Origin of the sequence: Epilithonimonas bovis DSM 19482 (assembly GCF_900108115.1) — a bacterium.
GTDB classification, from domain to species: domain Bacteria; phylum Bacteroidota; class Bacteroidia; order Flavobacteriales; family Weeksellaceae; genus Epilithonimonas; species Epilithonimonas bovis.
In genome coordinates this window covers 32,410-58,708 of sequence record NZ_FTPU01000009.1, presented here as the reverse complement: position 1 = coordinate 58,708, position 26,299 = coordinate 32,410, and the positions used below count along the sequence as shown (strand labels likewise).

30 protein-coding genes are annotated in these 26,299 nt (G+C 38.8%); 18 read left to right on the top strand and 12 right to left on the bottom strand.

The window, feature by feature from the left end; translation table 11 throughout:
• The first annotated feature begins 7 nt into the window (after window positions 1-7).
• A complete protein-coding gene (locus B0B05_RS05495) occupies window positions 8-943 on the top strand; it encodes an MBL fold metallo-hydrolase (RefSeq protein ID WP_076782479.1) in 936 nt (311 codons plus the stop codon).
• On the opposite strand, the gene B0B05_RS05490 is transcribed toward B0B05_RS05495, so the two are convergent.
• Both B0B05_RS05490 and B0B05_RS05485 read right to left on the bottom strand, forming a co-directional pair.
• Entirely contained in the window at window positions 933-2,243 is a 1,311-nt protein-coding gene (locus B0B05_RS05490; protein ID WP_076782478.1) for an ABC transporter permease, read from the bottom strand. The genes B0B05_RS05495 and B0B05_RS05490 overlap by 11 nt on opposite strands.
• A 122-nt stretch (window positions 2,244-2,365) precedes the next feature.
• Complete coding sequence (locus tag B0B05_RS05485) at window positions 2,366-3,271, bottom strand: ABC transporter ATP-binding protein (RefSeq protein ID WP_076782569.1); 906 nt, start codon at window positions 3,269-3,271, stop codon at window positions 2,366-2,368.
• A gap of 335 nt (window positions 3,272-3,606) precedes the next feature.
• Between B0B05_RS05485 and B0B05_RS05480 the strand changes: the two genes are divergently transcribed.
• Together B0B05_RS05480 and gloA2 are read left to right on the top strand one after the other, a co-directional pair.
• Entirely contained in the window at window positions 3,607-4,677 is a 1,071-nt protein-coding gene (locus tag B0B05_RS05480) for a diphosphomevalonate decarboxylase (protein WP_076782477.1), read from the top strand.
• 150 nt (window positions 4,678-4,827) lie between these two features.
• Complete coding sequence (gene gloA2, locus B0B05_RS05475; protein ID WP_076782476.1) at window positions 4,828-5,205, top strand: SMU1112c/YaeR family gloxylase I-like metalloprotein; 378 nt, start codon at window positions 4,828-4,830, stop codon at window positions 5,203-5,205.
• 57 nt (window positions 5,206-5,262) lie between these two features.
• Here gloA2 and B0B05_RS05470 read toward each other — a convergent pair whose 3' ends face one another.
• Together B0B05_RS05470 and B0B05_RS05465 are read right to left on the bottom strand one after the other, a co-directional pair.
• Window positions 5,263-5,649: a DUF1634 domain-containing protein gene (locus tag B0B05_RS05470; protein ID WP_076782475.1), complete on the bottom strand. Its 387-nt coding sequence runs from the start codon at window positions 5,647-5,649 to the stop codon at window positions 5,263-5,265.
• A complete protein-coding gene (locus B0B05_RS05465) occupies window positions 5,649-6,479 on the bottom strand; it encodes a sulfite exporter TauE/SafE family protein (protein WP_076782474.1) in 831 nt (276 codons plus the stop codon). Before B0B05_RS05465 ends, B0B05_RS05470 begins: the two co-directional genes overlap by 1 nt.
• A 239-nt stretch (window positions 6,480-6,718) precedes the next feature.
• Between B0B05_RS05465 and B0B05_RS05460 the strand changes: the two genes are divergently transcribed.
• The 3 genes from B0B05_RS05460 to B0B05_RS05450 all read left to right on the top strand — a co-directional run bounded on the left by B0B05_RS05460 (window position 6,719) and on the right by B0B05_RS05450 (window position 9,051).
• Window positions 6,719-7,255 carry a DUF1543 domain-containing protein gene (locus B0B05_RS05460; RefSeq protein WP_076782473.1) on the top strand — a complete coding sequence of 179 codons (537 nt, stop codon included), beginning with the start codon at window positions 6,719-6,721 and terminating at the stop codon, window positions 7,253-7,255.
• Window positions 7,256-7,337: 82 nt separating this feature from the next.
• The gene (locus B0B05_RS05455; protein ID WP_076782472.1) at window positions 7,338-7,778 is read left to right on the top strand and encodes a nuclear transport factor 2 family protein; all 441 of its coding nucleotides are present in this window, start codon (window positions 7,338-7,340) and stop codon (window positions 7,776-7,778) included.
• 160 nt (window positions 7,779-7,938) lie between these two features.
• Entirely contained in the window at window positions 7,939-9,051 is a 1,113-nt protein-coding gene (locus tag B0B05_RS05450) for a 5-(carboxyamino)imidazole ribonucleotide synthase (RefSeq protein WP_076782471.1), read from the top strand.
• 140 nt (window positions 9,052-9,191) lie between these two features.
• Here the strand turns inward: B0B05_RS05450 and B0B05_RS05445 are convergent, their stop codons facing one another.
• Together B0B05_RS05445 and B0B05_RS05440 are read right to left on the bottom strand one after the other, a co-directional pair.
• Window positions 9,192-9,602 carry a hypothetical protein gene (locus tag B0B05_RS05445; protein ID WP_076782470.1) on the bottom strand — a complete coding sequence of 137 codons (411 nt, stop codon included), beginning with the start codon at window positions 9,600-9,602 and terminating at the stop codon, window positions 9,192-9,194.
• Window positions 9,603-9,704: 102 nt separating this feature from the next.
• Complete coding sequence (locus tag B0B05_RS05440; protein ID WP_076782565.1) at window positions 9,705-10,616, bottom strand: DMT family transporter; 912 nt, start codon at window positions 10,614-10,616, stop codon at window positions 9,705-9,707.
• A gap of 86 nt (window positions 10,617-10,702) precedes the next feature.
• On the opposite strand from B0B05_RS05440, the gene purE reads away from it, so the two are divergent.
• On the top strand, window positions 10,703-11,206 hold the full coding sequence (gene purE / locus B0B05_RS05435; protein ID WP_076782469.1) for a 5-(carboxyamino)imidazole ribonucleotide mutase: 504 nt from the start codon (window positions 10,703-10,705) through the stop codon (window positions 11,204-11,206).
• Between the two features lie 123 nt (window positions 11,207-11,329).
• Here the strand turns inward: purE and B0B05_RS05430 are convergent, their stop codons facing one another.
• The 6 genes from B0B05_RS05430 to dnaG all read right to left on the bottom strand — a co-directional run bounded on the left by B0B05_RS05430 (window position 11,330) and on the right by dnaG (window position 17,237).
• Entirely contained in the window at window positions 11,330-12,175 is an 846-nt protein-coding gene (locus tag B0B05_RS05430; protein WP_076782468.1) for a prephenate dehydrogenase, read from the bottom strand.
• Window positions 12,176-12,402: 227 nt separating this feature from the next.
• Window positions 12,403-12,774 (bottom strand): DUF4258 domain-containing protein, encoded by a 372-nt coding sequence (locus B0B05_RS05425; RefSeq protein ID WP_076782467.1) that lies wholly within the window; start codon window positions 12,772-12,774, stop codon window positions 12,403-12,405.
• A 9-nt stretch (window positions 12,775-12,783) separates the two neighbouring features.
• Entirely contained in the window at window positions 12,784-13,980 is a 1,197-nt protein-coding gene (locus B0B05_RS05420) for an alanine dehydrogenase (protein WP_076782466.1), read from the bottom strand.
• 57 nt (window positions 13,981-14,037) lie between these two features.
• Complete coding sequence (gene tsaE / locus B0B05_RS05415) at window positions 14,038-14,445, bottom strand: tRNA (adenosine(37)-N6)-threonylcarbamoyltransferase complex ATPase subunit type 1 TsaE (protein WP_076782562.1); 408 nt, start codon at window positions 14,443-14,445, stop codon at window positions 14,038-14,040.
• Between the two features lie 111 nt (window positions 14,446-14,556).
• Window positions 14,557-15,237, bottom strand: coding sequence for an ATP-dependent Clp endopeptidase proteolytic subunit ClpP (gene clpP, locus B0B05_RS05410; RefSeq protein ID WP_076782465.1), 681 nt, complete (start codon window positions 15,235-15,237; stop codon window positions 14,557-14,559).
• A 77-nt stretch (window positions 15,238-15,314) separates the two neighbouring features.
• Entirely contained in the window at window positions 15,315-17,237 is a 1,923-nt protein-coding gene (dnaG, locus tag B0B05_RS05405) for a DNA primase (RefSeq protein WP_076782464.1), read from the bottom strand.
• Window positions 17,238-17,382: 145 nt separating this feature from the next.
• Between dnaG and B0B05_RS05400 the strand changes: the two genes are divergently transcribed.
• The 11 genes from B0B05_RS05400 to B0B05_RS05350 all read left to right on the top strand — a co-directional run bounded on the left by B0B05_RS05400 (window position 17,383) and on the right by B0B05_RS05350 (window position 26,299).
• Entirely contained in the window at window positions 17,383-17,736 is a 354-nt protein-coding gene (locus B0B05_RS05400; protein WP_143745952.1) for a hypothetical protein, read from the top strand.
• 54 nt (window positions 17,737-17,790) lie between these two features.
• Entirely contained in the window at window positions 17,791-18,057 is a 267-nt protein-coding gene (locus B0B05_RS05395; RefSeq protein ID WP_143745951.1) for a hypothetical protein, read from the top strand.
• 3 nt (window positions 18,058-18,060) lie between these two features.
• Entirely contained in the window at window positions 18,061-18,738 is a 678-nt protein-coding gene (locus B0B05_RS05390) for a hypothetical protein (protein ID WP_076782461.1), read from the top strand.
• The gene (locus B0B05_RS05385; protein WP_076782460.1) at window positions 18,738-19,382 is read left to right on the top strand and encodes a hypothetical protein; all 645 of its coding nucleotides are present in this window, start codon (window positions 18,738-18,740) and stop codon (window positions 19,380-19,382) included. Before B0B05_RS05390 ends, B0B05_RS05385 begins: the two co-directional genes overlap by 1 nt.
• Before the next feature lie 88 nt (window positions 19,383-19,470).
• Window positions 19,471-19,728: a hypothetical protein gene (locus tag B0B05_RS05380; RefSeq protein WP_076782459.1), complete on the top strand. Its 258-nt coding sequence runs from the start codon at window positions 19,471-19,473 to the stop codon at window positions 19,726-19,728.
• 132 nt (window positions 19,729-19,860) lie between these two features.
• The gene (locus B0B05_RS05375; RefSeq protein WP_076782458.1) at window positions 19,861-21,246 is read left to right on the top strand and encodes a dipeptidase; all 1,386 of its coding nucleotides are present in this window, start codon (window positions 19,861-19,863) and stop codon (window positions 21,244-21,246) included.
• Between the two features lie 73 nt (window positions 21,247-21,319).
• A complete protein-coding gene (locus B0B05_RS05370) occupies window positions 21,320-22,021 on the top strand; it encodes an SDR family oxidoreductase (protein WP_076782457.1) in 702 nt (233 codons plus the stop codon).
• Window positions 22,022-22,314: 293 nt separating this feature from the next.
• Window positions 22,315-23,061 carry an electron transfer flavoprotein subunit beta/FixA family protein gene (locus B0B05_RS05365; protein WP_076782456.1) on the top strand — a complete coding sequence of 249 codons (747 nt, stop codon included), beginning with the start codon at window positions 22,315-22,317 and terminating at the stop codon, window positions 23,059-23,061.
• A gap of 77 nt (window positions 23,062-23,138) precedes the next feature.
• Complete coding sequence (locus B0B05_RS05360) at window positions 23,139-24,089, top strand: electron transfer flavoprotein subunit alpha/FixB family protein (protein WP_076782455.1); 951 nt, start codon at window positions 23,139-23,141, stop codon at window positions 24,087-24,089.
• A gap of 298 nt (window positions 24,090-24,387) precedes the next feature.
• Complete coding sequence (locus tag B0B05_RS05355) at window positions 24,388-24,990, top strand: bifunctional nuclease family protein (RefSeq protein WP_076782454.1); 603 nt, start codon at window positions 24,388-24,390, stop codon at window positions 24,988-24,990.
• Between the two features lie 28 nt (window positions 24,991-25,018).
• Window positions 25,019-26,299 carry an MFS transporter gene (locus tag B0B05_RS05350; protein ID WP_076782453.1) on the top strand — a complete coding sequence of 427 codons (1,281 nt, stop codon included), beginning with the start codon at window positions 25,019-25,021 and terminating at the stop codon, window positions 26,297-26,299.

Below are 26,299 nucleotides of genomic sequence, written 5' to 3'. Positions count from 1 at the left end.
GAAAATCGTGAAAAAATTCCTTTTTGCTTCGTCCGTTTTGTTGAACCTGGCAGCTGCTGCGCAAACTTTTGATATAGTGCCTTTGGGGGTTTACGGCGGAGAGCGGGAAGATAATCTTTCTTCTTATCTGATCTCTCAGTATCAAAAAAACGAATTTTTGGCTCTGGATGCGGGAACCATCAATGCAGGAATTAGAAAAGCTATCGCTTTAAAAACATTTGATGTTGAGGAAGAAAAAGTACTCCGGGATTATATCAAAGGTTACTTTATTTCGCACGGGCATCTGGATCATCTGTCTGGCTTGGTGATTAACTCGCCGGCAGACTCTAAGAAAAATATTTATGCAATCCCGTTTGTACAGGATATTTTGGTCAATTATTATTTTTCCAAAGATACTTGGGTTAACTTTACTGATAAAGGCAATAATCCGATAGGCAAATACCAATTGATACCCTTACAACTTGGAGCAGAACATCAGGTTACTGGTACAGGACTTAGTATAAAGGCATTTGAACTCAGCCATACGAAAGATTACAAAAGTTCTGCAGTGCTGGTAGGTTCTCATGATGATTACATTCTGTATTTGGGCGACACTGGTGCAGACCGCATCGAAAACAGCAAAAACCTGGAAATTTTATGGAAAAGTATCGCTCCGCTGATTAAAAATAAACAGCTGAAAGCGATTATGATAGAAGTGTCTTTTCCCAATTCGCAACCGGAAAATCTTTTATTTGGGCATCTCACCCCAAACTTGCTGCAGGAAGAATTTATTAAATTATCAGCCTTTGCCGGCCAAGAGAATTTAAAGGGTTTAAAGATCATCATTACACACATCAAACCTTCCGGTAAAAACCCTGAGATTATAAAACAGGAATTGCAGCAGAATAATCCGCTGCAATTGCAATATATATATCCTGTTCAGGGCAGTCTGCTTAGTTTCTGATCCATTTCCAGATTTCCTTCAAAGTTGCCTTATTTCCATACATCAGGATTCCGACCCTGTAGATTTTCGCTGCGATATAAACCATTAGTAGAGTAGAAGCAATCAATAGGAAAATAGATAAAAGAATCTGCCAAAGCGGAACCCCAAACGGGATTCTCGCAATCATCGCAACGGGCGAAGTGAACGGAATGATGGACAGCCAAAAAGCCATCGGTCCGTCAGGATTATTCATAATCGTAAAACTTCCGTAAAGTCCCAACATCAACGGAACAATCGCAAACATCGTGAATTGTTGCGTCTCCGTCTCATTATCAACGGCGCTTCCTATCGCCGCATACATAGAACTGTAAAAGATGTAGCCAAAAAGAAAGAAAAATACAAAAACACTGATGATGCCTACGTAGTTCATATCCAAAAGGATGTGCGAAACTTCGGTTGCCATCTGCTGTAGATCCAGGTTTTTCATCATCTCGCCTTGTTCTGCAGGGATGTTTTTTTGCATTGCTGAGAAACCTGTATTGAGGAAAAATGCAGCCGTCACAGACATTGCTATCCAGATAATGAATTGTGTTAAAGCGACCAGAGTTACACCCAGGATTTTCCCCATCATCAGTTCAAATGGTTTGACGGATGAGATGATAATCTCCACCACCCGGTTGTTTTTCTCTTCGAGAACGCTTCTCATAACACGCACACCGTAAATAATGATGAACATAAAAACCACATACATCAGTCCCATGCTCAGCGCAGTTTTGATTCCAAATGCCAGATCGCTCTCTGGCCGGTCGCTTTCTGCCACATTTTGGGAAATGATTTTGAAGTTTTTATCCAGGTTTATAATCCGGTCTTCGGGGATGCCAAGTTGTTTTATTTTCTCTTTTTTCAGGATGTTACTGAGATCGGCAGAAACAGAAGATTTTGTATCTACACCTATTTTTCTGTTGGTCAGCAGTTTGGTTCCGCTTTCCAAATCGTTAAAATTTCTGTCTTTCAGTTCCGGAATAATCAGTAAGCCGTCTGTACCTTTTAGGTCTTTCAGGTTTTTGACGAGCGCATTTTCAGTATTCGTCGGGACAAAAGTGTAAGTAATATCTTTTGTAGATTTTAACTGACCGTTGAAAACACCGCTTTTATCAATAACATCAAAGTGGTATTCGGCTTCGTTGGCTTTGAACATCACGCCAATAAGCACACCAAAACCAATGATGAGCAGTGGTGCCAGAAGTGTCAGGATGATAAAAGATTTTTTCTTGACCTGGGTCAAAAATTCTCTTTTTGTTATGAGGAAAATATTTTTCATTGTAAAATTTAAAGATTATAAAAAATGAACTTTTGCTGAGCGAAGCACCTTTGCGAACCTGAGAACATTTAGTTGTCAAAAAAACTTTGCGAGCTTTGTGTTCAAACAAAATCAATTATCAATTATGCCTTCACTGCATTGATGAAAACCTCGTTCATGCTTGGGATTTTCTCATTAAAAGTCCGGATCGTTCCGGTTTTTACAAGATCCTGCAAAAGAACAGTTTGATGCTCGGGATTTTTCAGCTCAAAACTGAATAACCCATTTCCGGTTCCAAGATTTTCGATTTGGTATTTTCTTGTCAATTCTTCCAGGTTTTCGGCATTCACGTCGGACAAAACCACAGAGAAAACATTCTGTTTAAACTGTTCCCGAACATCAAAAACCTTCCCGTCTAGAACTTTCTTAGAATTGTTGATGAGCGCTACAAAATCACACATTTCCTCCACACTTTCCATTCGGTGTGTTGAGAGAATGATGGTTGTTCCCTCGTTTTTCAGGCGGATGATCTGGTCCTTGATAAGGTTCGCATTTACAGGGTCAAAACCCGAAAAAGGCTCATCCAGGATCAGCAATTTTGGGCGGTGTAGAACCGTCACCACAAACTGGATTTTCTGCGCCATTCCTTTGGAAAGTTCGCTCAGTTTTTTCTTCCACCACTGGTCGATATTCAGCTGCTCAAACCAGAATTTTGCCTGCGAAAGTGCTTCCTGGCGGGACATCCCTTTCAGCTCACCAAAATACAGAAGCTGGTCGCCCACCGTCATATTCTTGTAAAGACCGCGTTCTTCCGGCATGTACCCGATGTTTTTTATGTGTTCCGGATTCAGTTTTTCGCCATCAATCCAGACATTCCCTTCGTCAGCCTGAGTAATTTGATTAATGATTCGGATAAAAGAAGTTTTTCCGGCACCATTAGGGCCTAAAAGCCCATAAATACTTGCAGTTGGAACTTCAATAGAGAAGTCCTGAAGTGCAATTTTTTTTCCGGCGTTGTACGTTTTTTTGATATTTTCTGCTTTCAGCATACAGATGTTTTTTAATTTTTTAGGAGCAACAAGATTGGTCCTTCGGTTCACTATTCCAACCCGCTGTCCGCTATATCTTTTTTGTTTGCTGTCAGGCCGAGCCTGCCGAAGCTAAACAAAAAAGGATGCCGCTGCCATCGGGGCTATATTTGGGTTTCGTCTTTCTTTCGACGATTTTTAAAACTCCACAAAATTAGTTTAAAAAAGACAAAAATGTTACAGAAAAGTTGCTTTCTTAGCTTTGTCAAAGTTCAGGACTTTGACAAAGATGTATTAATTCTTAAATTAGCCAACCAAATGCAATCCGCCAAAAGCTGATTGCCAAAAGCTACATTATGACGCAAGAATTTTTGGGAAATCCCAAATTTGAAATATCCAATCAACTCGTTTCAGCAAGCTGTCCTTCCAATATCGCATTGATAAAATATTGGGGGAAATACGACAATCAAATCCCGGCTAATCCAAGTATCAGCTACACGTTGAACCATTGCAGAACCAATACATCAATGGAGTTTTTGGCGGGAGAAGATTTTTCTGTTCAGACTTGGTTAGCGGGGAACGAAGAAAAAAAATTCGCAGAGAAAATAGAAAAATATTTTAGAAATATCGAGCTTTATTTACCTTGGATCCTAAAAGGGAAATATACCATCAAAACCGAAAATACCTTTCCTCACAGTTCCGGGATTGCAAGTTCCGCTTCAGGTTTTGGAGCAATTGCCAAATGCCTGCTGAATCTTGATGAGATTTTTACTGTTAAAGAAGAAGACTTCGAGAGCTTCAGCCTGACAAAGGATAAAAAATCCAGTTTTCTTGCAAGATTAGGAAGCGGAAGTGCTTGCCGAAGCCTTTACGATGGTTTGGTGGTTTGGGGGAAAACCAAGGAAGTAGAAGGGAGTTCGGATTTATTTGCAGTACCTTATCCTAATGAAGAAATTCATCCAATTTTCAAAAATTTCAACGATTGGGTTTTATTGATTCATGAGGGTCAGAAATCCGTCTCTTCCACCGTTGGCCACGGCTTGATGAATACGAATCCTTATGCCGAAAGACGGTTCCAGGAAGCGCACGAGAATTTTGCCAAACTGAAAACCATTCTGGAAACGGGCGATATGGGAGGTTTTATCCAATTGGTAGAACACGAGGCATTGACACTACATGCCATGATGATGATGAGCGAACCAGCTTTCATTTTGATGCAAACAGGAACTTTGCAAGTCATCAATAAGATTTGGGAATTCAGGAAAATTACTGGTCTGGCGTTATTCTTCACCCTAGATGCCGGTGCTAATGTCCATCTACTTTTTCCTGATGATATTGATAACAAGAGAATTACAGATTTTATCAAAACAGAGCTTGTTCCTTTGACGCAAAATGGTGGCGTAGTGAAGGATGTGATGAGGTTTTAGAAAGGTCAGAAGCTGAATGTCGGAAGTCAGAAGTGAAATTATAGCGTTACAATTAGCCTGCGTTTTTGTCATTCCGTAGGAATCTCCACGGCTTAGATTCCTACGGGATGACAAATATTGAGTTTTATTAATAATGAATCATTTAAGAAAATGCAAATCCATCACATCGCCATTATCTGTTCCAATTACGAAGTCTCCAAAAAGTTCTATACCGAAGTTCTGGGGCTCAACATCATTCGGGAAGTTTACCGTGAAGAGAGACAATCTTACAAGTTGGATTTAGCAATCGGAGATCATTATATTATCGAATTATTTTCTTTCCCAAATCCTCCAAAACGCCCGTCAAGGCCAGAAAGCTGCGGACTGCGTCATCTCGCTTTTTCAGTTGATGATGTTCAGGAAAAACGAAGTGAATTAGTTCAAAAAGGTTTGGATTGTGAGGAAATCAGGATTGATGAATTTACAGACAAGAAATTCTTTTTTACCATCGATCCTGATAATTTGCCTTTAGAATTTTACGAAAACTAACATAAAAAGATAACAGGATGATAGATGATAGACTTTGAAAATCAATTATCATTCATACTAATGGGCGTAACCTGTGAGAAAGCTGACGAGCATAATGGTTAGCACAATCAGCGAAATAACCACATACGTGTAGTCTTTTTCTTTCAGGTAACCAATTAAGGCAAATATAATCCTTACCAGCGGTGTAAGGATCAGGAGTAGAATCCCGAGCTGAATAATCGCCATTCCTTCACCTTTGCACAGCGAATCCCAAAAACTTCCCCAGACTTTTTCTGAGGAATCACCCATATTGAGAAGATTGTATTTCCTGGGCATTTTAAAACCTTCTGTAAAGAGCTTGATAAAGCCAATCAAAGATGTGGCAACCGAAAGTATCACGCCCAGTCTCAGTAGATTGCCCACGGAGCGGTTGAGGTCAAGATCTGTAAATGGTTGGTTTCTCATTACTGGAAATTTTTGTTTATGCCATTATACATCATATACACGGAAAGTAGCGTAATCACAATAGCGAAAAATGTTTTTAGCTTCTTGGTTTTAGAAACCATCAGCGTTTTGGATCCAATAAAACTTCCTACCACCACGCCAATCAAAACAGGAGCCGCGATAACAGGAATAATCTGTCCTCTTTGGAAATAAATCAAAGCACCGGCGACAGCTGTTACACCAATCATAAAATTACTGGTCGTGGTAGATACTTTGAAGGGGAGCTTCATCATATTATCCATTGCCAAAACTTTGAGAGCACCAGAACCAATGCCCAATAGCCCGGACATGGCGCCTGCAAAAACCATCATCAGGAATCCTCCAATACTGTTTCTGGCGGCATAACTCTTGATCCCGTCTTTGTCAGGAAAAGTACCATACAGTTTCAGTTTTTCTTCCAGGCTACCTTTGATAATAGCTTCCTGATGATCGGGTTTTCCTCTCAGATTCAGTATGACGGTCAGTATGAGGATACTTGCGAAGATAATCCCAATGGTGTTGGGATTCAGGAATCCGGATACCAGAGCGCCAGTTACGGCACCAGCAGTGGTTGCGATTTCCAGGAACATCCCGATCCGCATATTGGTAAAGCCTTCTTTTACAAAAGCTACTGCAGCGCCTGAAGAGGTTCCGATTACAGAAATAAGCGAAGCACCAATTGCATAATGCATCGGAACACCTAAACCAAGTGTAAGTAGAGGAATAATGATGACACCGCCGCCCAATCCTGTAAGAGAACCCATCAATCCGGCAGCAATAGCTCCAAAAAAGAGAATTATGATTTCTGACATCCCGCAAATATAAAGTTTTGTAGAAGATTTTGGTCAGCAAAAATTGATTTTTTTTCGAAATAATTAATTCATATATAGCCTATTAACATTGTAGGAATTGAACATTTTGGTCATTTTTGTAGAGATCGATTCGTAAATTTTTATGCACTGTAATTCATTCAAAAATGATGGCATTTGCAGCAGTATAGTTGTTCAAAACTTGTATTAAATAACTATTTTTGCGAAACAGTTATTTTCTGATGAAGTTATTTTATGTGATTTTGGGCGCCACACCCACTGGCCGCCATATTGAGCAGCACGATGTGTTTTTCGGGATTGCAGAATGTCTGGAAGATCTTATTCCGGAGATCAAAGCTTTTTGGAAAGACACCAAACTCCATATCGATGCTTACCAGGAAGTGCGTTTTGCAGATGGCTATGCAGTGGAGATTGTGGACAAAACTGCAGAAAAACCTTCAGAAGATTTATTTTTTATCAATCTGGGTGGTTACCAGCCCGGGCATTTTGAAGAATTTCATGAACAGCACTTGATGGTGGCACAATCCCTAAGTGAGGTTATAAAAAGAGCCAAGCAGACCAAATTCTACAAAACAATGGGTTTTGAAAATGCAGTGAGCCATATCGATAACAAATTAGGCGTGGATATCGATGATGTTTATAACGTCAATGATCTGTTGTCGGGCGAGACCAGGCAAAAATATTCTGTTATTCTTAGAAAATCGGAGGCTGGAAACCAGGATAATCCAATGACGCTGGGTTATTTAAAAATCAAATAATTATTTAAATCGCAATGATTTGGAATTTAATAAAAATGATGAAGAGCGGACATATAAAATGTTAAATCAATAAAATCTAAATATGAAAATCTTGTCATTGTGCTTAATTTTAGCTTCAACCTTTGTTTTTTCTCAGGCATCTGAAACGGATTTGATAAAAGCTTCTGTAAACGGTCTGTTTGAAGGGATGAAAACCTCGGATTCGACAAAGATCAACCAATCTTTTTCAAACAATGCAATTTTGCAGACGATAACCAAAAACGGAGAGGTGAAGACTGAAAGTATCAAAGATTTTGCCGTAAGTATTTCCAAAGCAGAGAAAGGAAGCCTTGATGAGAAAATTGTATTTTCAAATATTTTGGTTGACGGTAATTTGGCTTCGGTCTGGACACCTTATGAATTTTATTACCAGGGAAAATTCTCACATTGTGGTGTCAATTCTTTCCAATTGGTAAAGACAAATAATGAGTGGAAGATCCAATACATCATTGATACAAGAAGAAAAGATAATTGTAAAAAGTAAATGAACAAATTTTTAGTCTTTGCCAAGTTTTACGGCTTTGCGGACTTAAAAATATTTTCAACAAAATTAAAAAAAACCTTAACGCACTTTGCGTTTAAAATAAGTATAAAAAGTGAAACGCTTTCGTTTCATCTGATAATCAAAAAATAAAAGTCTACAAATGAAAATAGGAATTTTAGGAGGCGGACAACTCGGTCGAATGTTCATTCAGGAAGCATTGAAATATGATGATGAATTCTATGTTCTGGATCCCAACGCGGATTGTTCCTGTGCCAATATTTCTCATTTTACCAAAGGGGATTTCAATAATTATGATGATGTTCTTCAGTTTGGCGAGGGCAAAGACGTGGTTACGATTGAGATAGAACATGTGAATGCTGATGCACTTGAAGAACTTGAAAATCAAGGTATAAAAGTAGTTCCAAATTCTAAAATCATCAAAATCATTCAGCAGAAGATTCTTCAGAAACAATTTTATGAAGACAACAGAATTCCATCTCCCGAATTTGAAATAATGGACGGAAGTGAGGACGAAATCAAAATCCAAATTCCGTTTGTTCAAAAGCTAAATACAGGCGGTTATGACGGAAAAGGCGTTCAATTGATTCGTTCCAATGACGATTGGAGAAATCTTTGGACTCAGGAATCTGTTTTGGAAAATCTGGTTGATATCGATAAAGAATTATCTGTAATTGTTGCTAAAAACGAAAACGGAGAAGTGAAAACTTTTCCAGTGACTGAAATGGTTGCAGACCCAAAACTTAATCTTCTCGATTTCAATATTTGTCCAGCTGATATTTCGAAAGAAACTCAGAAACAGATTGATGTCATTGCAAATCAGTTCATCCGAAGTGCAGATTCTGCAGGACTTTTTGCCATAGAATTATTCCTTGATAAAAATGGAAAAGTTTGGGTGAATGAAACTGCACCAAGACTGCATAATTCTGGGCATCAATCACAAGAAGGCAATGCCAATTCTCAGTTCGAACAATTTTATAGAGTTGTAACAAACAGTCCTTTGGCGGATACAGACGCATTCGGATTTTCAGGAATGCTGAATCTTGTCGGAGAAGAAAATCACTCTGGAAAAGTAAAATATAAAGGCTTGGAAGAAGTCCTGAAATTACCTGAAACTTACGTTCATCTATATGGTAAAACCGAAACAAAACCCGGCAGAAAAATGGGGCACATCAACGTTCTGGCCAATTCACGAGAAGAACTGATGGAAAAACTGATTCATATCAAATCACTTGTAAAAGTAGTTTCCGAATAAAAAGAGGCTGTATCATAACTCGTGAAAACAGCCTTTTTTTATGTTTTTTCTCGACCTCCTGTCTGATAATGGTTTTTGTACAGACGATTCTCAACCCACATCATTGAGTTATGAGACTTCCTCTTTGTTTTTTGTAAATTTTATTTGGCCTTAGCCTTATCCAATGCATTGTTATAAGCATTTTTGGCATCTTCAGTCGCTTTTTTTGTTGCTTCTTTGGTATCCTGCGCAGCATTATCTACATCCTGTTTTACATCTTTAGCTGTTTTGTCAACTGCAGTTTTTGTAGATTCCCAAGCAGTATTGGCATCGGCCAGCGCCTTTCTGGCTGCTGTTTCTGCATCCTTGTCACCTTTTTTGATGGCAGCGTCCAGGTCTGCTTGTGCCTGATCTACCTTAGCTTTGGCTTCTACTTCTGTAAGCGGAGTGGTTTCAGTTGTTACGACTGCAACAGTATCATTGTTCTGGTCTGTTACAACAGTTTGTTCTTCTTTTTTACAAGATGTCAACAATAATGCAGCTGTAGTAGCTATTACAAAAATTTTTTTCATTGTTAATAATTTTAATGTTAAATAGATTGTTTCGCAAATATAAACATTTAATCCATAAGTAGGGTTTTTGCAAAAATGATTCCAGACAATACGTTTCGGATCTTAAATTTCTCTTTTTCTCAGGCGTTTTTTTAATATTCCTGGTTTATAATTAATTATAAAAACACCACTGATTATAAAAACCGTTGCGATAATAAACTTTGCAGAAATAGTCTCATTTAAAATCAGCCAACTCAGAACTATGCTGATAACGGTATTGACATAAGACAGCATAGAAACCTGCGTCGGCAGCAACGTTTTTAACAGGTAATGATAAGAGAAAAATGCGACAACAGAGCCGAAAATTGCCAAATAAATAATAGCTGAAATACTTTTTACAGACCAAGTTTCAAATTCTATTTTATCTGAAAAGGAAAAAGCGAAAATCAATTGGATAATGCCTGCCCAAGCAAATTGGTAAAACAGATTCAGGAAAAGATTATTGTTTTGAACGTGCAGCTTTTTCGTGTAAATCGTTCCGCTTGCCCAGCAAAGTAATGCTAAAATCATCACAATCAATCCGTTTCTGTAATCCGGATTGGCCAATTCTCTCAAACCGTCCCAAAAGATAAAAACAACACCGAAAAAACCCATCAACAGACCAATTAAAGTTCTGATGGTGAATTTTTCCATTCCGATAATCATACTTCCAATGAAGATAAAAACTGGAGAAAGTGCACTGATTAAAGAAGCCAAACTACTGGTCAGATTTTTTTCTGCAACCGTTGTCAAACCATTGGCACCGATTAAAAGTAATGATGATAAAGTCAATTGAATTCTAAAACTCTTCCAGCCAATCCATTTCAGATTTTTGGTAAAAATTAAAAATGGTAAAAGAATCAATGATGCTAAAAATTGACGCAAACCTGCAACAAACCAAGGCGGAACAGTTTCTACACCGATTTTGATACCAAGAAAAGTTGTGCCCCAAACTAAGGCAACAATTAGAATAGCGATAATGGTTTTGGAATTCAAATCTGGAAAATTAAGAAGCAAAGATATTTTAAAAAACTCGATTTTATTGATAAATCTTTATCTTTGAGCATCTAATAAAAATTGAAATGGTCGGAATAATAATGGGCAGCCAAAGCGATTTGGCCATAATGCAGCAAGCTGCTGATTTTTTAAAATCCCTGGAAATCCCTTATGAGTTAACAGTCGTCTCTGCACACAGAACGCCGGAGCGCATGTTCGATTATGCAAAATCGGCGAGAGAAAGAGGCCTCAACGTTATTATTGCGGGAGCTGGAGGCGCTGCTCATCTTCCGGGAATGGTTGCAAGTTGTACCACTTTGCCTGTAATTGGCGTTCCGATTTTGTCCAGCAATTCTATCGATGGCTGGGATTCGGTATTATCTATTTTGCAGATGCCGTCTGGGATTCCTGTTGCAACAGTTGCGCTTAACGGCGCGGCAAATGCCGGAATTCTCGCTGCAAAAATCATTGGAACTTCCGATTCCGAAGTTTCAGAAAAACTTCAGAAATACCAGAATTCGCTGAAAGATAAAGTTCTTGGAACTGTTGAAGATATCAAAAAACTGCATCCCAATCATTTTGATGAATAATTTTTGGGCAGCTTAATCCGTCTTCAACTCCTGTTTTATTACTCTGAGCCTGTCGAAGAGTCCGTTCAAGCCGGGCTGCAGATTCTGCCTAAAAATTAGGATTTGTTATAATCACAAAAGAAACTACTTATCCAAAATGCCCCTGATCTTATTCGCATTAACAATTAGTTCCTCCAGATAATCAAAGTTTTCTTTTTCAAGTGCTGATTTAAATTTTCTAAGTTGCGAAATATGCTCATTAAGAACATCCAAAACATTTTCTTTGTTCTGGCGGAAAATCGGAACCCACATCTCAGGATGAGATTTTGCCAACCGGACTGTACTGGAAAAACCGGAACTCGCTAACTGGAAAATTCGGTCTTCTTCACGCTCTTTTTCCAATACTGTATTGGCCAGCGCATAAGACGTGATATGTGAGATATGTGAGATGTAAGCGGTGTGCACGTCATGGGCATCGGCCTGCATATATATTGGGTGCATTTCCAGATGCTGGATAAGCTGTTCTACGGTTGCAAGAGCGTTTTTATCCGACTCTTCGCTATTGCAGATCACTGCTGCTTTCCCGGTAAAACTCTCTGTGGTAGCGGCCTGTGGCCCAGAGTTTTCTGTTCCCCACATCGGGTGGAAGGCAACAAACCTTTTTCGTTTTGGGTGATTTTTGATAGCATTTACAATCCCAGATTTGGTAGAACCAACATCCATCACGACCTGATTTTCGTTAATCAAATCTAAAATGTCCGGCAATATTTTTTTGGCTGAATCTACCGGTATCGCAACAATAATTAGGTCTGCCTTCCTGATTCCATCCTCAAAATCTGATTTTTCATCAATGATATTGAGTTCGAGGGCTTTATTGAGATTTTCTTCGTTTTGGTCAATTCCGTAAACGAAATTGGTGAAGTTTTTCTCTTTTAATTTCAATGCGATGGATCCGCCAATTAATCCTGTCCCGATAATACCTGTTTTCATCTGTAAATACCTGTTTTTTTATTATGTCAGATGGAACGCAAAGCGTTTCATTTGTAATATTTTTCTTTAATTTTTTATAACAAAAAACCCCGTCATCAGGACGAGGTTTTGATATGGATACATACGAATTCCTAATCCTTTATAAGATTTTGAATTGCGTAATAATATGTTCTGTTTGTTGTTTTCACAAAACGAAGATAGAAATTAATTCTGAATTTTTGAGCTAATTATTTCAGTTTTTTTAAAGAAGTAAATTCTGCAGTTTCTTTACATTTAGAATAATTAACCTCGATTCTCGGATTATTTTTTGGATAAAGCAAAAGATATTCTGGGCAAGGTTCGTTCTGCGGTTTACTTCTATCAAAATCGATTTCTCCTTTTGCGATAATGCTGTCTTTTAGAAATTGTTCTGAGATTTTATTCAGTTCCATTTCCTTTTTGAAACTGTCGGTATAAGTAAAATCTTTGGTCAGTGTTTCGGCAATAACCCTGTCGTTCGGGAAATAGGAGCAACTTGTGCCTTTTTGATTCAGGATAAAAAATACGATCAATAATCCCGGAACCAACCCGATGAAATAGAACTTAAGTTTTTTTAGCATGGTTTGATTTTAAAAAATCAGAAGATTAATATCGTGGTAAGGTAAGTCAAACTTGTTGCAAATCAGTTGTTTGGTGTGTCTGCCTTTGTACATATAAAGCGATTGTTTGATTTCGCTCTTGTGAATTAGCATATTCTCAAATCCACCTTCCTCATCATAACCTAGCAGATAACTCAGGAAAAAATTGCTGATCGCCTTGGTTGTAGTTCTGGGCATTCTGGATGTAAGATTGGGGAGGCCGCAGTGCAACACGCCGTGTTTTAAGATATATGGTTTTTCGGTAGAAGTGAGTTCTGATGTCTCGATGACTTTACCGTTATCAATCGTAATATCAATAATGACACTGCCTTTCTTCATCTTCATCACCATATCTTCTGTTACCACTGGCGGCAAATTAAGCCTTGGCAATGCACCAATTACGACATCGGCACGGCGCAGTGCTTTGGTAAGTTCTTTAGGATCTATAATGGATGTCGGGACGCGGCTATCCACAAGAGTATGGAGCCTTCTGAGCTTGGATAATGAATTGTCAAATATTTTAACGCTGGCGCCCAGGCCTATAGCGGCTTTGGTTGCAAATTCGCCCACAATTCCGGCACCCAAAATTACTACTTCGGTCGGCCGAACGCCTGTAATGCCGCCCAAGAGAAGGCCATTGGACATAGCCAGCAGTTCTGACGCATACATCACAGATACGCACCCTGCAATCTCACCAATTAATCTTACCAGAGAAAGCTGTTTGTATTCATCAAGGATAAATTCAAATGCGATGGCGTTGACTTTTTTAGAAGCCAGTTGCGTAAAATATTCTTTGTCGCGCAGGTTGATCTGCAAAGCAGAAATGAGATAGGTAAGTGGCCGCAGGTACTCGATTTCTTCTAACGTTGGTGGATTGATTTTCAAAATCACATCCTGGGAAAAAGCAACTTTGGGGTCGTTGGTGATCTCTGCACCGGCTTCGGAATACAAAAGATCTGAATAATGAGAGCCTTCGCCGGCACCACTTTCTACAATGACGCGATGCCCGTTGTTGACAAGGATTTGCACAGCATCCGGTATCAGGCATGTTCTTTTTTCGCTTAGGCATGTCTCTTTGGGAACGCCAATGCTGAAGGTTTTGCCTTTTTTTACAACTTCAAGTTTTTCTTCCTTAGGAATCAGTTCTTCTTCAGAAAAAGGTGTAAATATGGTCGATGTGCTGCTCATATAATAATGATGTTAAAAACAATTTAGGAACAAAGATAAAATTTTTTACAGTACCAGTTATTCAAAAGTGATTTCTCTGCCAGAATCTGTAGTGTCGATTGTCATCTGATGATAACCGTAGTCTTCCAGCTCATCTCGGTAGATTTCCGGCCATTCTATAACAGAAAGGTAGGCATTATCCAGATATTCCTCTATGCCAAAATCGAATGCTTCTTCTTTACTTTTCAAACGGTAGAGGTCAAAATGGTAGATTTTACCCTTGGGTGTATCATATTCATTCACAATAGAGTAGGTGGGCGAGGATATTTCGTCGGTACTCCCAAGTTCCTGCAAGAGGAATTTTGTGAAAGTGGTTTTTCCAGCTCCCAGATTTCCATTGAGAAGCAGGATGTTATGCTGTAATTTTGGTGTGATATCTTTCACAACATCATTCCATTCCGCCAGATTTTTGATATGAAATTTCATTTCATTTTTTTGCAAAAATAACATAGTTTTTAAAAATACATTGTAAAATGCTGTTTTATCACTGCAAAAAAAAATCCGTTTTTGAGTTACCAAAAACGGATCTGTTAATTATTATTTTGCCTTTCTTTCAAGGACTTCATCCACCATTCCAAAATCTTTGGCTTCAGAGGATGTCATCCAGTAATCTCTGTCTGATGCTTTCTCTACCCACTCATAAGTTTGTCCGGAGTGGTGAGATATGATATCGTATAATTCTTTTTTCAGCTTAAGCATTTCTCTCAGGTTGATCTCCATGTCAGATGCCACACCTTGTGCGCCACCGCTTGGCTGGTGAATCATCACGCGGGAGTGCTTCAACGCAGAACGTTTCCCTTTTTCGCCAGCTACCAGAAGAACGGCACCCATAGATGCAGCCATACCGGTGCAGATGGTAGCCACATCTGGCTTGATAATCTGCATAGTATCGTAGATACCTAATCCTGCGTAGACGCTGCCACCGGGAGAATTAATGTAAATCTGAATATCTTTGGCCGGATCAGAGCTTTCCAGGAACAAAAGCTGCGCTGTTACAATGTTGGCAACCTGATCATCAATGCCTGTTCCCAGGAATATGATCCGGTCCATCATCAGCCGGGAGAAAACGTCCATCTGTGCAACGTTCATCCTTCTTTCCTCCATAATATAAGGTGTAAGATTGGTTGGGTTAAACATTCCCATATATTGGTCTGTGGCCAAACCGCTGTTCCCCATGTGTTTTACAGAAAAGTCTCTAAATTCTTTGTTGATGTCCATATTAAGGTTTATTGTTTAAAATTGAATTCGGAATAGTCTTGGCAAAAAATATTCCTTTGCTAAAATAAGTCATTCTGTCATAAAATACGAAATAACTCTTGGTCTAATTTGTTTTTAAGTTGTGTCAGAAGGATTATTTTATGATAAATTTCGGTATTATCGCTGTCATCGTTCAGGTTATTCTTTAGGTCATTAATCAATTTGATGATATATTCGCGCTTATGCCGCAAAACAATGTCTGAAACCAGTTTGGGCACCACTTCTTCTTCTTTGCTGAAGTAGATGTTGTACTTGTTCCAGTTGCTGGTCTGGTAATTATCTATCAACGCATTGGCTAGTTTGCCTGTCACTTCTTCATCCATAAAATTGAAGAAGAATCCGCCGGAACGAAGTTCGTTGTGCAGGATACCGTCTTTTATTTCCGAAATGATTTTTTTATTAATATCCAGTTGTATTTCACAGTCATCTTCTGCCAGGTGGTTCAGTATTTCTTCGATGACCGTTATTTTGTAATCATTGCCGTCGGGATCTTTCCTGTCCAGGACAAAATCTCCGTATTTAAGCATTAGCTCCACCAGCTTCTCCTCCTGCACCCACAGTGGATTGACGGAAAAAACTGCCTCGCGAACCACTTCCAGCTTTGGCTGGCTGGCTTTTTCTGCCACATGAGGTTTGGCCTCTTTTGTTGTAATATTGGTCTGGATCTGCAGTTCATTAAACAAACTCTGTTCGCTTAGACCAAATTTGTTGGAAACTTCTTTCAGATAGACCTCGCGTTTCAGTGCATTTTGTACAAACGAGACTGATTTTACAATGTCGCGGATGGCGTCTGCTTTTTTTATAGGATCGCTGTCTGCTTCCTTCAGTAGAATTTCTGCTTTGAAATCGATAAAATCATTGGCTTCTTTATCGATAAAATTCTCAACATATTCCCGGGGATGTTTTCTGGCAAAAGAGTCGGGGTCGTCACCATCAGGAAAGAGCAGCACGCGGATGTTCATCCCTTCGGTCAGGAGCATATCGATGCTGCGGAAACTAGCTTTGATACCTGCGTTATCACCATCAAAAAGAATGGTAACATTTTCCGTTAACCTTTTGATCAGTTTGATTTGTTCGGTCGTCAAAGAGGTCCCGGAGCTTGCCACCACATTCTCTATCCCGGACTGATGCAGAGATACCACATCCATATAACCTTCTACCAAAAGGCAAAGGTTTTTTCTGGAAATAGCCTGTTTACCCTGGTTAAGGCCATAGAGCACATTGGATTTGTGATAGATTTCTGTTTCCGGAGAGTTGAGGTATTTTGCTGTTTTGACATTGTTTTTGAGAATCCTTGCGCCAAAGCCAAGCACTCTGCCCGAGAAACTGTGGATTGGAAAAATCACTCTGTCGCGGAACCTGTCGATGCCGGAGGGTGTATTTTCCGGGAAAATAGATAATCCTGATTTCTCGAGAATCTCTCTGGAATATGATTTTTCCAAAGCAAATTCTGTAAAGGCATTTTTCTTTTCCGGGGAGTAGCCTAGCTGGAACTTTTTGATAATGTCATCCCGCAGCTCTCTCTCTTTAAAATAAGAGAGACCAATCATTTTCCCTTCTTCAGACTCCCAAAGCTGATCCTGGAAATAATCATTGGCGACCTCATGGATTTTGTACAGAAGATCGCGCTCGGTCTGAGACTGTTTTTCTTCTTCGGAATATTCCCGGATGTTTTCCTCAATCTCGATGCCGTATTTTTTTGCCGCATGGTGTAAGGCTTCGGGATAGGTAAAATTCTCAATCTCCATTAGGAAAGAAATGGCCGTGCCGCCTTTGCCAGTGGAGAAATCCTTCCAGATCTGCTTGCTTGGCGATACGACAAAACTTGGTGTTTTTTCCTCATGAAAAGGGCTCAGTCCTTTGAAATTGGATCCGGCTCTCTTCAATTGGACATATTCGCCAATAATCTCTTCTACGCGGATGGTGGAAAATATCTTATCTATCGTCTCTTTGGTAATCACGGGGGTAAAATTAATAATAACTTTGATAATAATTTATGATAGTAATAATTATTATTAACCTAAAATTCAGATTTACATTATTTTATTTTTTCTAAAAGAAGTATCTTTGCAGCCGTTTTTAACATAAATGATGGATTTTATAAATATGAAATTGTTAATAGTCTTATGCGCCTGTTTTTCTTTTTGTAAAACCAACGCACAGGTAGGTATCAATACGCAATTACCAACCAGAAAGCTGGATGTAAATGGGAACGTAAGAATTGAGGCTCTTACAAACAAGTCCGATTACGCTTCCTATGACAGGATTCTTGTTACTGATAACGATGGTAATATAGATTACGCTTCAAAAGAGAGCTTGCTGCCATCCAGCAATCCTAATAATTCTGATAAAGAAAGCTATAGCCAGATCTATAATCAGACAGTTTCCAACGGTGACCCAACAAAAGTTCTGAAATGTGGAAAATTTTATTTCTCATTTTCTAATGCTAGCGATTCCTAGATTGGATTTAGATTAATAGACAACCCGGGAACGGCTATTAGTATTTATATGACAATGGAACAGAACTGGGATAACAATGGTTATCAGCTTTTTCAGGGGAAAGGGAGTAATGATGCCGCTACTGTGCCATTTGTCTTTAACAGCAGTAATTATAATGTGGTTCAGATTTTTGCACAAGGCCGTGTTGCTGATTTTGAACAAAATGTGATGCATTTTCAATATCCTGGTGATAATGATTTTTACAGATTGATCATCTACAAAGTCTTACAGAAAACTGGCGCAAACAATTGGGATTTTGCTGCGGTTTGCGAAAAATTTTAAATTATGAAAAAGTTATTATTAATCAGTATATTATACACAGGATTGTTTTCTGCTCAAAATGTTGGCATCGGGACAGATACACCTACCAGAAAACTGGATGTAAATGGAGATTTGAGAATTAGATCTGCCAATGTTGTCACAGGTAATACCAATTATAACAGAATTATTGCGGCCGATAAGAATACAGGTAATGTAGATTATGTGACAGTTTCCTCTATCCCACAGGATGAAACCAATAATGTAGAAGTAAAACGCTCCATCTATCTGGCCACCACACCTGTTACAGCCAATGAATGTAATTGTGGAGATATGACTTTCCGGTTAAACAATAACGGGACACCAGAGTTTAAGCTTAATTCCACAACAATTTTCCTTACCAACAATAATATTACAACCTTTGACCTGGGTTATGGTATAAAGCGATGGTCAGGGTCTTCCTATAATTATAAGAACAGGTTTGTCACCTTTACTACGAGTAATTATTCTACTTACCAGGTTTTGGATGATGTTGCAATATCTACTGCTGTTACCTCTGAAGGTAATACAGTAAGAGTTTATACGATTATCCCTCCAAAACAGAATAATCTCTACAAGGTTACGGTATCCAGAACTAATAATAATAACACCAGCACCTTTGCTTACGGCGTAATTTGTGAAAGGTTTTACATGCAAAGTTTATAATGATGAAAAATATTTTATTTATATCGGTTTTCATATCGTGGTTTTGCAGTGCTCAGGTGGGTATTAATACAGCATCACCTACCAGAATGCTGGATCATAATGGGGACCTGCGTGTTCGCACGCTTACAGACAAGACGGCTGACAACAGCTACGGCAATGTAATTGTGGCAGACAGCAATGGTAATCTTGACAAATGGGATAAAAATGATCTGAAATATAAGGTTCAGGAATTGATATTGGAAAATAAAAAGTTAACCTATGTATCCAATTCTCCCGATATTAATAATTCTATGGATTGCGGAAGGTTCAGCTTTAGGTATGATACCGGCACCCATCCTCAGATAAAGTTAATATCTGGTAATTCTACAACAGTCTATTATACCATATTACACAAAGTTAACTCGTCCAACAGTAGTTTTTCTTCGCCTAATACCATGGCATCGGGGCAGTCGGTTACCATCGGCAGTGGCAGCACAGTAGATACTAATGGCTGGCAAACGCTGGACAGTACTTATGCTAATAATACGCTGGATGAGCTATATATCACTTATCCCGGGGATAATAATCTGTACAGAGTTACCTTTTTAGCAAGAAACAGCAACAGTACACAGTTTTATTATACGATGATTTGCGAAAAATTCTAATTCCATGCGTCTTTAAAAAGATATTTGTCAAAAATAATTTTGCAGAAAATGCAAAGTTTATTACTTTTGACACATCAAAAAAATTAAAATGAAAAAGACCGTTATATTATTGGCTTCAGTTGTTTTGTTGGTTTCTTGCAACCTTCCTCAGGGAGGTAATAAAAGAGTCTTGAAGCAGACAGAAGATGTTGTGGCATATAATGATCCAGGTGCACCTCATGGGACATACAAACCGACTGCGGATTCTGCTAAGGCAGTACAGCCTGTGGTGTCAGATTCTGCGAAAACAGTCACTAATGAAGTGAAACCTTCCGCGGCTGCAGAAGTACCAAAAACGGAGCACTAATAGAGAATTTTATAATAATATTATAATAAAAGATGTCTTGCATTTGCAGGACATTTTTTATTTTTACCACAATCCTTTTTTTAGGATGTAATCGGTGAAAAGTTTAAATCAATTATCATTATCAATTATAATATGAGCACTACACAAAGTTACATTCAGGAGAACAAACAGCGTTTTCTTGATGAATTATTTGATATTCTAAGAATTGCATCCATCAGTGCAGATCCGGCTTACAAGCAGGAGGTGCTTGACTGCGCCGATGCAGTTGCCAAACATCTAAAAGCTGCCGGTGCAGATAACGTGGAAATATGCGAGACCAAAGGTAACCCCATCGTTTTTGGAGAAAAATTGATTGGGGAAAATTTACCAACCGTTTTGGTATATGGTCATTATGACGTGCAGCCGGCCGATCCTTTGGAGCTTTGGACCAGCGATCCCTTTGAACCTGTGGTGAAGAAAACAGACCTTCATCCTGATGGGGCTATTTTCGCAAGAGGTTCCGCAGATGACAAAGGCCAGTTTTTTATGCATGTTAAAGCTTTTGAAGCCATGATGAAAACCAATTCTCTGCCTTGTAATGTAAAATTTATCATAGAAGGTGAGGAAGAAGTTGGTTCTGCAAGTTTGGCAGATTTTCTTGAAGAGAACAAGGAAAAATTGAGTTGTGATGTAATTCTGATTTCGGATACACATATTTATTCTAATGAGCAGCCAACAGTTACTACTGGTCTCCGTGGTTTGAGTTATGTAGAAGTTGAGGTAGAAGGGCCCAACAGAGATCTTCATTCCGGGCTATATGGTGGTGCAGTGCCTAATCCTATTAATGTCTTGTCAAAAATGATTGGTGAACTAATTGATGAGAAAGGCCATATTACCATTGATGGATTTTATGATAATGTTGTGGTGGTTTCCGATGAAGACAGAAAAGAGATGAATAAGCTGAAAGATGACCCCGAGGCTTATAAAAAATCAATCGGGCTCAATGATATTCAGGGAGAAGAAGGTTACACTACGCTTGAGAGAGCATCTATCCGTCCAACTTTGGATGCTAATGGTATCTGGGGCGGCTATACAGGCGAGGGTGCAAAAACAGTCATTCCTTCCAAAGCTTTTGCCAAGATATCGATGAGGTTAGTTCCTAATCAGACGCCGGAAGAGATTACAGAAAAGTTCACAAAATGTTTTGAAAAGATTGCTCCGAAGAGCGTCAAAGTAAAAGTAACGCCGCATCACGGAGGAATGCCTTACGTTTTAGAAAGTAATACCAAAGAATTTTTGGCTGCTAAAAAGGCTATGGAAAAAGCATTTGGTAAAGAAGTTCTGCCTTACAGAAGTGGCGGAAGCATCCCAATCACATCTTTATTTGAGAAAGTTCTTGGCGCTAAATCTGTATTGATGGGATTTGGTTTGGATACCGATGCCATCCATTCGCCCAATGAGCATTACGGATTGTATAATTATTATAAAGGAATAGAAAGTATCCCTTACTTTTTTGAGTTTTACGCTCAGGGAAATTAATAAAAAATCTAATTTAGCCCTTTCTGAGTGTTGTACTCCGAAAGGGTTTTTTAATTTAAAATCAAAAATTATTATGTCAAAAGTTGTTTATATCACAGGCGGAACCAAGGGAATAGGTTTCGGAATTGCAGAAGTATTGCTTCGTGACGGTTACAAAGTGGCCATCAGCGGAAGAAAACAGGAAGACGTTGATCAAGCAGTCTCAGAACTGAAAAAAAAGTCTGATCAGGTTTTAGGAATAAGTTCTGATGTCAGGAACTATCAGGATGAAGAATCTGCAGTTAAGAAGATTGTTCATCATTTTGGCCGCCTGGATGTGGTGATAGCCAATGCCGGACTGGGAATCTTCAAGCCGGTGGATAAACTGAGTATAGAAGATTGGAATGCCATGCAGGAAACCAATCTCACAGGTTGTTTTTATACCTTAAAGGCTGCTGTTGAAGAACTTAAAAAATCGCAGGGCTATTACATTACCATTGCCAGCCTTGCGGGCACTAATTTCTTCGAAAATGGTGCCGGTTACAATGCGTCCAAGTTTGGTGTTGTTGGATTTACGCAGGCTGCAATGATAGATCTCAGACAATATCATATCAAAGTTTCCACCATTATGCCTGGTTCTGTGGCCACCTATTTTAATGGAAATGTACCTTCAGAAAAAGACGATTGGAAAATTCAGCCGGAAGATGTTGGAAATCTGATTCTCGATATGCTAAAAATGAATCCCCGCGTACTGCCAAGCAAAATTGAGTTGCGGGCAAGTCAGGTCAAAAAATAGATCAACGGATAATTATTCAAGCTGCAAGCACCAAAAAATATTAAGCTTTTAACACGATTTTGTGGCAACTATTTTTTGAAAATTATTTATAAATATTCTAAATATCCGATTGATAAAGTGTTTACGAATGTTATTTAGTAAATAACAAAAAATTATGCATGCATAGTATTTTTTATATAAATTAGCCAAAGTTAGTAACACAGAAATCACCATTAGCTGCAATTTTGAAATATGAACAATCATTATTTTAAAATGAATCTGGTGGATGATCAATTAAAAATATTAATTAACAGATGAAAATATTAGTTTGTATCAGCAGTGTACCAGACACTACAAGCAAGATTAATTTTACAGCAGACAAATCTGCTTTTGACAAAAACGGAATCCAATGGGTTATCAATCCTTTAGATGAGTTTGCGCTTACCAAAGCGATCAAATTACAGGAATCTCAAGGTGCAACAGTAACGGTTGTAAACGTTGGCGATGCCGGGACAGAGGCGGTTATCAGAAAAGCACTGGCAATTGGAGCTAATGATGCCATCCGCGTGAATACAGAGGCCAAAGACAGTTTTTCTGTAGCCAAAGAGATTGCAAAAATTGCACAGGAAGGTGGTTATGACCTTGTACTTACAGGTAAAGAATCCATCGATTATAATGGTGGCGCTGTTCCGGGGATGGTAGCACAACTCCTTAATTATCCTTTCGTTAATGCGGCTGTAGGCTTGGACGTGAATGGTTCAGAAGCAACTGCTATTAGAGAGATAGAAGGTGGTAAAGAAACGATCTCTGTAAAATTGCCGGCTGTGGTAGCAGGCCAAAAAGGCCTTGTTGATGAGAAAGATTTGATTATCCCCAATATGAGAGGTATTATGTCTGCCAGAACAAAACCGCTTCAGGTTGTGGAACCTTCCAATTCCGAAGTTAAGGTAGAAGCTGTTTCTTTTGACAGTGTTGCACCAAGAGCAGCCGTAAAATTGGTTTCCGCAGACAATCTCGACGAGTTGGTAAGATTACTTCATGAAGAAGCAAAAGTTATTTAATCATTCAAAATTAAATGTTTGAAGTTCAATGTTTATCAACTTGAATTTTTGAACTTAAAAATCTTAAACTTAAAATTATGGCAGTATTCGTATACGCAGAAAATATAAACGGAGTTTACAAAAAAGCAGCATTTGAAGCCGTATCTTATGCAAAAGCTATCGCCGCAAAAACCGGAGACTCTGTTACAGCAATATCTATCAATCCTACAGATTCGTCAGACCTTCTTTATAAATATGGTGCTGATAAAGTTATCAATGTAAAAGATGCAGGGCTAAAAAACTTCAGTGCAAAAGCTTATGCAGAAGCCGTGAACCAGGTTGTAGACGGTAATATTATTGTCTTTCCTCATACCACAGATGCCTCTTCGGTAGCGCCGATGTTAGCAATCCAGAAGAATTTTTCTTTAATCACCAATGCGATCGATTTGCCGGAGAGTACATCACCTTTTCAGGTAAAAAGAAGAGCTTTTTCTGGCAAGGGTTTTATGCATGCCAAGGCGGACGCCGCAGGTGTGATTGTAACCGTTTCTCAAAACGCTTTTGGTGTAAAAGAAAATCCTGTGCAGGGATCAGAAGAAGTGAAAGACCTGAGCGTTGCTAATGACGATACTAAGGTTATCAGCCACGAGCAATCTTCAGGAAAACTTGATCTTAAAGAAGCTGAGATTGTAGTCTCTGCAGGAAGAGGTCTTAAAGGTCCTGAAAATTGGGGAATGATCGAAGACCTTGCTAATGTTTTGGGCGCAGCAACGGCTTGTTCCAAGCCTGTTTCCGACATTGGTTGGAGGCCTCATACAGAGCACGTTGGCCAAACCGGTAAGGCTATTTCTCCAAACTTGTACATCGCAGTAGGGATTTCCGGGGCAATCCAGCATTTGGCAGGTGTTAACAGTTCTAAAACGATTGTTGTCATTAACAATGATCCCGAAGCACCATTCTTCAAATCTGCGGATTATGGCGTTGTGGGTGATGCTTTCCAGATCATTCCTGCTTTGACGGAGAAAATCAAAGCTTTGAAAGGAGCGTAAAATTCCTTATAACACAATCAAAACCTGAGTCAGCGGCTCAGGTTTTTTGTTTTATTTGGGCAGCTGTATCCGCCTTCCACTCCCGCTTTTTTCTTTTTTATTCAAAAAAGAAAAAGAGCTCCGTTCAAGTCGGGCTGCTGCAATTCTGCGTTCCAAAACAAAGCATTAGATTAAGTTATCGCTCATCATTTGATACATACTACTTTTTGTATCTTACATTCTATATCAATACAATAGAAACCACGTAAAAATCAACAATTTCTCAATTAAAATTGACAAAATATTTTATATTTGCTAAATGGATTATAAAAGATTAATCATTAGAGGAATCTCATACAGCCAAACCCAGTCCGGGGCCTATGCGCTGTTATTAGAACATGAGGAGACATCGGTAAAACTGCCGGTTGTTATAGGAAATTTTGAAGCCCAATCCATTTCTTTAGGATTAGAAAAAGACATCCATCCGCCACGCCCGTTGACGCACGACCTATTTGCACAGTTTGTTAAAAATACCGGCTACAAGCTGGAGTCTGTTATCATTTATCAGATTAAGGACGGCGTTTTTTTCTCTAACATCAATTTTAAAAATCCGGTTAACGAAGACGAACTTATTTTAGATGCCAGGACATCAGACGCTGTCGCTATGGCAGTTCGTTTTGATGCGCCAATTTTCACTACTTCGGAAGTACTTAATGAAGCAGGTATTCTGTTGGAGCTGGAGGAATCCCCAAAAATACAGGTAGATACTGATGAGCCCGAAGTGTCTGACTACAATGATCTTTCTGGTGCAACAGTGGAGGAACTTAATCAGATGCTGAACGATGCTGTGCGTGATGAAGATTTTGATACCGCGCTCAGGATCCAGGAAGAAATCAAACGCAGAAACAAAAAAATAGAATAAAAATACTGTACAATTTCATTTTTGACATATGAATCTAAAATCAAGATTATCGATACTCAGTTTCCTACAGTTTGCAATTTGGGGAGCTTATTTAACATCTATGGGAAATTATCTTGGAGATGTGGGAATGGGATCTAAAATTGGACTTTTCTATGCGATGCAGGGGATCGTTTCTATTTTTATGCCGGCTATTTTGGGCGTTATCGCAGATCGGTGGATTCCTGCGCAAAAGTTATTGGGAATAAGCCACGCCATCTCGGCCATTTTTATTATTGCAGCAGGATATTATGGGATGGTTGCAGGTGATTCTGTTCAGTTTTCTATTATATTTTTACTTTATTCAATCAGTGTTACCTTTTATATGCCTACTATTGCTTTATCCAATTCGGTAGCATACTCTGTTTTAGTTAATAATAATATGGACACAATCAAGGCATTCCCACCCATCCGTACATTGGGGACTGTTGGTTTTATCTGTGCCATGTTATTTGTAGATTTCTCAGGCTACCAGCAAAATTATTCACAGTTTTTTGTATCCGGGATATTAGGGATATGCCTGTTTCTATACTCGTTCACACTGCCAAACTGTCCGGTTAGCAAAGGCAGCGAAAAGAAAAATATTGCTGATGCATTTGGCTTAAAAGCGTTTAGCCTTTTTAAAGACAGAAGGATGGCAACATTTTTTATTTTTTCGATGCTGTTAGGTGTATCGTTACAGATTACTAATGGGTATGCGAATCCATTTATTACCGGTTTTAAGAACGTCCCTGGCTTTCAGGATACGTGGGGATCTAATCATGCTAACGCGTTGATTTCATTATCTCAGGTTTCAGAGACATTATGTATTTTATTAATTCCGTTTTTCCTTAAAAAATTTGGAATAAAAAAAGTGATGCTCATGGCTATGTTCGGCTGGGTTCTCAGATTCGGCCTTTTTGGCCTTGGTAATCCCGGTTCAGGCGTTTGGATGTTTGTGCTCTCAATGATCGTTTATGGTATAGCCTTTGATTTTTTCAATGTTTCAGGATCGTTATTTGTTGATAAAGAAACTTCCAAAGATATCCGATCCAGTGCACAGGGTGTTTTTATGATGATGACTAACGGATTTGGGGCAACTATTGGGATGTTGGGAGCAGGAGAGGTGGTCAATCATTTTGTTTACTCTCAAACCGACCCTGTTTTACAACTGGAAGGATGGAGAACATCATGGTATATATTTGCAGGGTATGCATTAGTGGTTACGATCTTATTTGCATTGATTTTTAAGTATAAACATTCGGAAACTGATGTCCAAAATGTTACACATTAG

Excerpts from the sequence above, each read along its gene's own strand:
- B0B05_RS05445 (WP_076782470.1), bottom strand. The coding sequence starts at position 9,602 with ATGAAAAAAATTTTTGTAATAGCTACTACAGCTGCATTATTGTTGACA.
- B0B05_RS05480 (WP_076782477.1), top strand. The coding sequence starts at position 3,607 with ATGACGCAAGAATTTTTGGGAAATCCCAAATTTGAAATATCCAATCAA.
- B0B05_RS05490 (WP_076782478.1), bottom strand. The coding sequence starts at position 2,243 with ATGAAAAATATTTTCCTCATAACAAAAAGAGAATTTTTGACCCAGGTC.
- B0B05_RS05385 (WP_076782460.1), top strand. The coding sequence starts at position 18,738 with ATGATGAAAAATATTTTATTTATATCGGTTTTCATATCGTGGTTTTGC.
- B0B05_RS05375 (WP_076782458.1), top strand. The coding sequence starts at position 19,861 with ATGAGCACTACACAAAGTTACATTCAGGAGAACAAACAGCGTTTTCTT.
- B0B05_RS05460 (WP_076782473.1), top strand. The coding sequence starts at position 6,719 with ATGAAGTTATTTTATGTGATTTTGGGCGCCACACCCACTGGCCGCCAT.
- tsaE (WP_076782562.1), bottom strand. The coding sequence starts at position 14,445 with ATGAAATTTCATATCAAAAATCTGGCGGAATGGAATGATGTTGTGAAA.
- purE (WP_076782469.1), top strand. The coding sequence starts at position 10,703 with ATGGTCGGAATAATAATGGGCAGCCAAAGCGATTTGGCCATAATGCAG.
- B0B05_RS05360 (WP_076782455.1), top strand. The coding sequence starts at position 23,139 with ATGGCAGTATTCGTATACGCAGAAAATATAAACGGAGTTTACAAAAAA.
- B0B05_RS05365 (WP_076782456.1), top strand. The coding sequence starts at position 22,315 with ATGAAAATATTAGTTTGTATCAGCAGTGTACCAGACACTACAAGCAAG.
- clpP (WP_076782465.1), bottom strand. The coding sequence starts at position 15,237 with ATGGACATCAACAAAGAATTTAGAGACTTTTCTGTAAAACACATGGGG.
- B0B05_RS05395 (WP_143745951.1), top strand. The coding sequence starts at position 17,791 with ATGGAACAGAACTGGGATAACAATGGTTATCAGCTTTTTCAGGGGAAA.
- B0B05_RS05455 (WP_076782472.1), top strand. The coding sequence starts at position 7,338 with ATGAAAATCTTGTCATTGTGCTTAATTTTAGCTTCAACCTTTGTTTTT.
- B0B05_RS05390 (WP_076782461.1), top strand. The coding sequence starts at position 18,061 with ATGAAAAAGTTATTATTAATCAGTATATTATACACAGGATTGTTTTCT.
- B0B05_RS05355 (WP_076782454.1), top strand. The coding sequence starts at position 24,388 with ATGGATTATAAAAGATTAATCATTAGAGGAATCTCATACAGCCAAACC.
- B0B05_RS05380 (WP_076782459.1), top strand. The coding sequence starts at position 19,471 with ATGAAAAAGACCGTTATATTATTGGCTTCAGTTGTTTTGTTGGTTTCT.
- gloA2 (WP_076782476.1), top strand. The coding sequence starts at position 4,828 with ATGCAAATCCATCACATCGCCATTATCTGTTCCAATTACGAAGTCTCC.
- B0B05_RS05425 (WP_076782467.1), bottom strand. The coding sequence starts at position 12,774 with ATGCTAAAAAAACTTAAGTTCTATTTCATCGGGTTGGTTCCGGGATTA.
- B0B05_RS05400 (WP_143745952.1), top strand. The coding sequence starts at position 17,383 with ATGAAATTGTTAATAGTCTTATGCGCCTGTTTTTCTTTTTGTAAAACC.
- B0B05_RS05370 (WP_076782457.1), top strand. The coding sequence starts at position 21,320 with ATGTCAAAAGTTGTTTATATCACAGGCGGAACCAAGGGAATAGGTTTC.
- B0B05_RS05420 (WP_076782466.1), bottom strand. The coding sequence starts at position 13,980 with ATGAGCAGCACATCGACCATATTTACACCTTTTTCTGAAGAAGAACTG.
- B0B05_RS05350 (WP_076782453.1), top strand. The coding sequence starts at position 25,019 with ATGAATCTAAAATCAAGATTATCGATACTCAGTTTCCTACAGTTTGCA.
- B0B05_RS05450 (WP_076782471.1), top strand. The coding sequence starts at position 7,939 with ATGAAAATAGGAATTTTAGGAGGCGGACAACTCGGTCGAATGTTCATT.
- B0B05_RS05465 (WP_076782474.1), bottom strand. The coding sequence starts at position 6,479 with ATGTCAGAAATCATAATTCTCTTTTTTGGAGCTATTGCTGCCGGATTG.
- B0B05_RS05485 (WP_076782569.1), bottom strand. The coding sequence starts at position 3,271 with ATGCTGAAAGCAGAAAATATCAAAAAAACGTACAACGCCGGAAAAAAA.
- B0B05_RS05430 (WP_076782468.1), bottom strand. The coding sequence starts at position 12,175 with ATGAAAACAGGTATTATCGGGACAGGATTAATTGGCGGATCCATCGCA.
- B0B05_RS05470 (WP_076782475.1), bottom strand. The coding sequence starts at position 5,649 with ATGAGAAACCAACCATTTACAGATCTTGACCTCAACCGCTCCGTGGGC.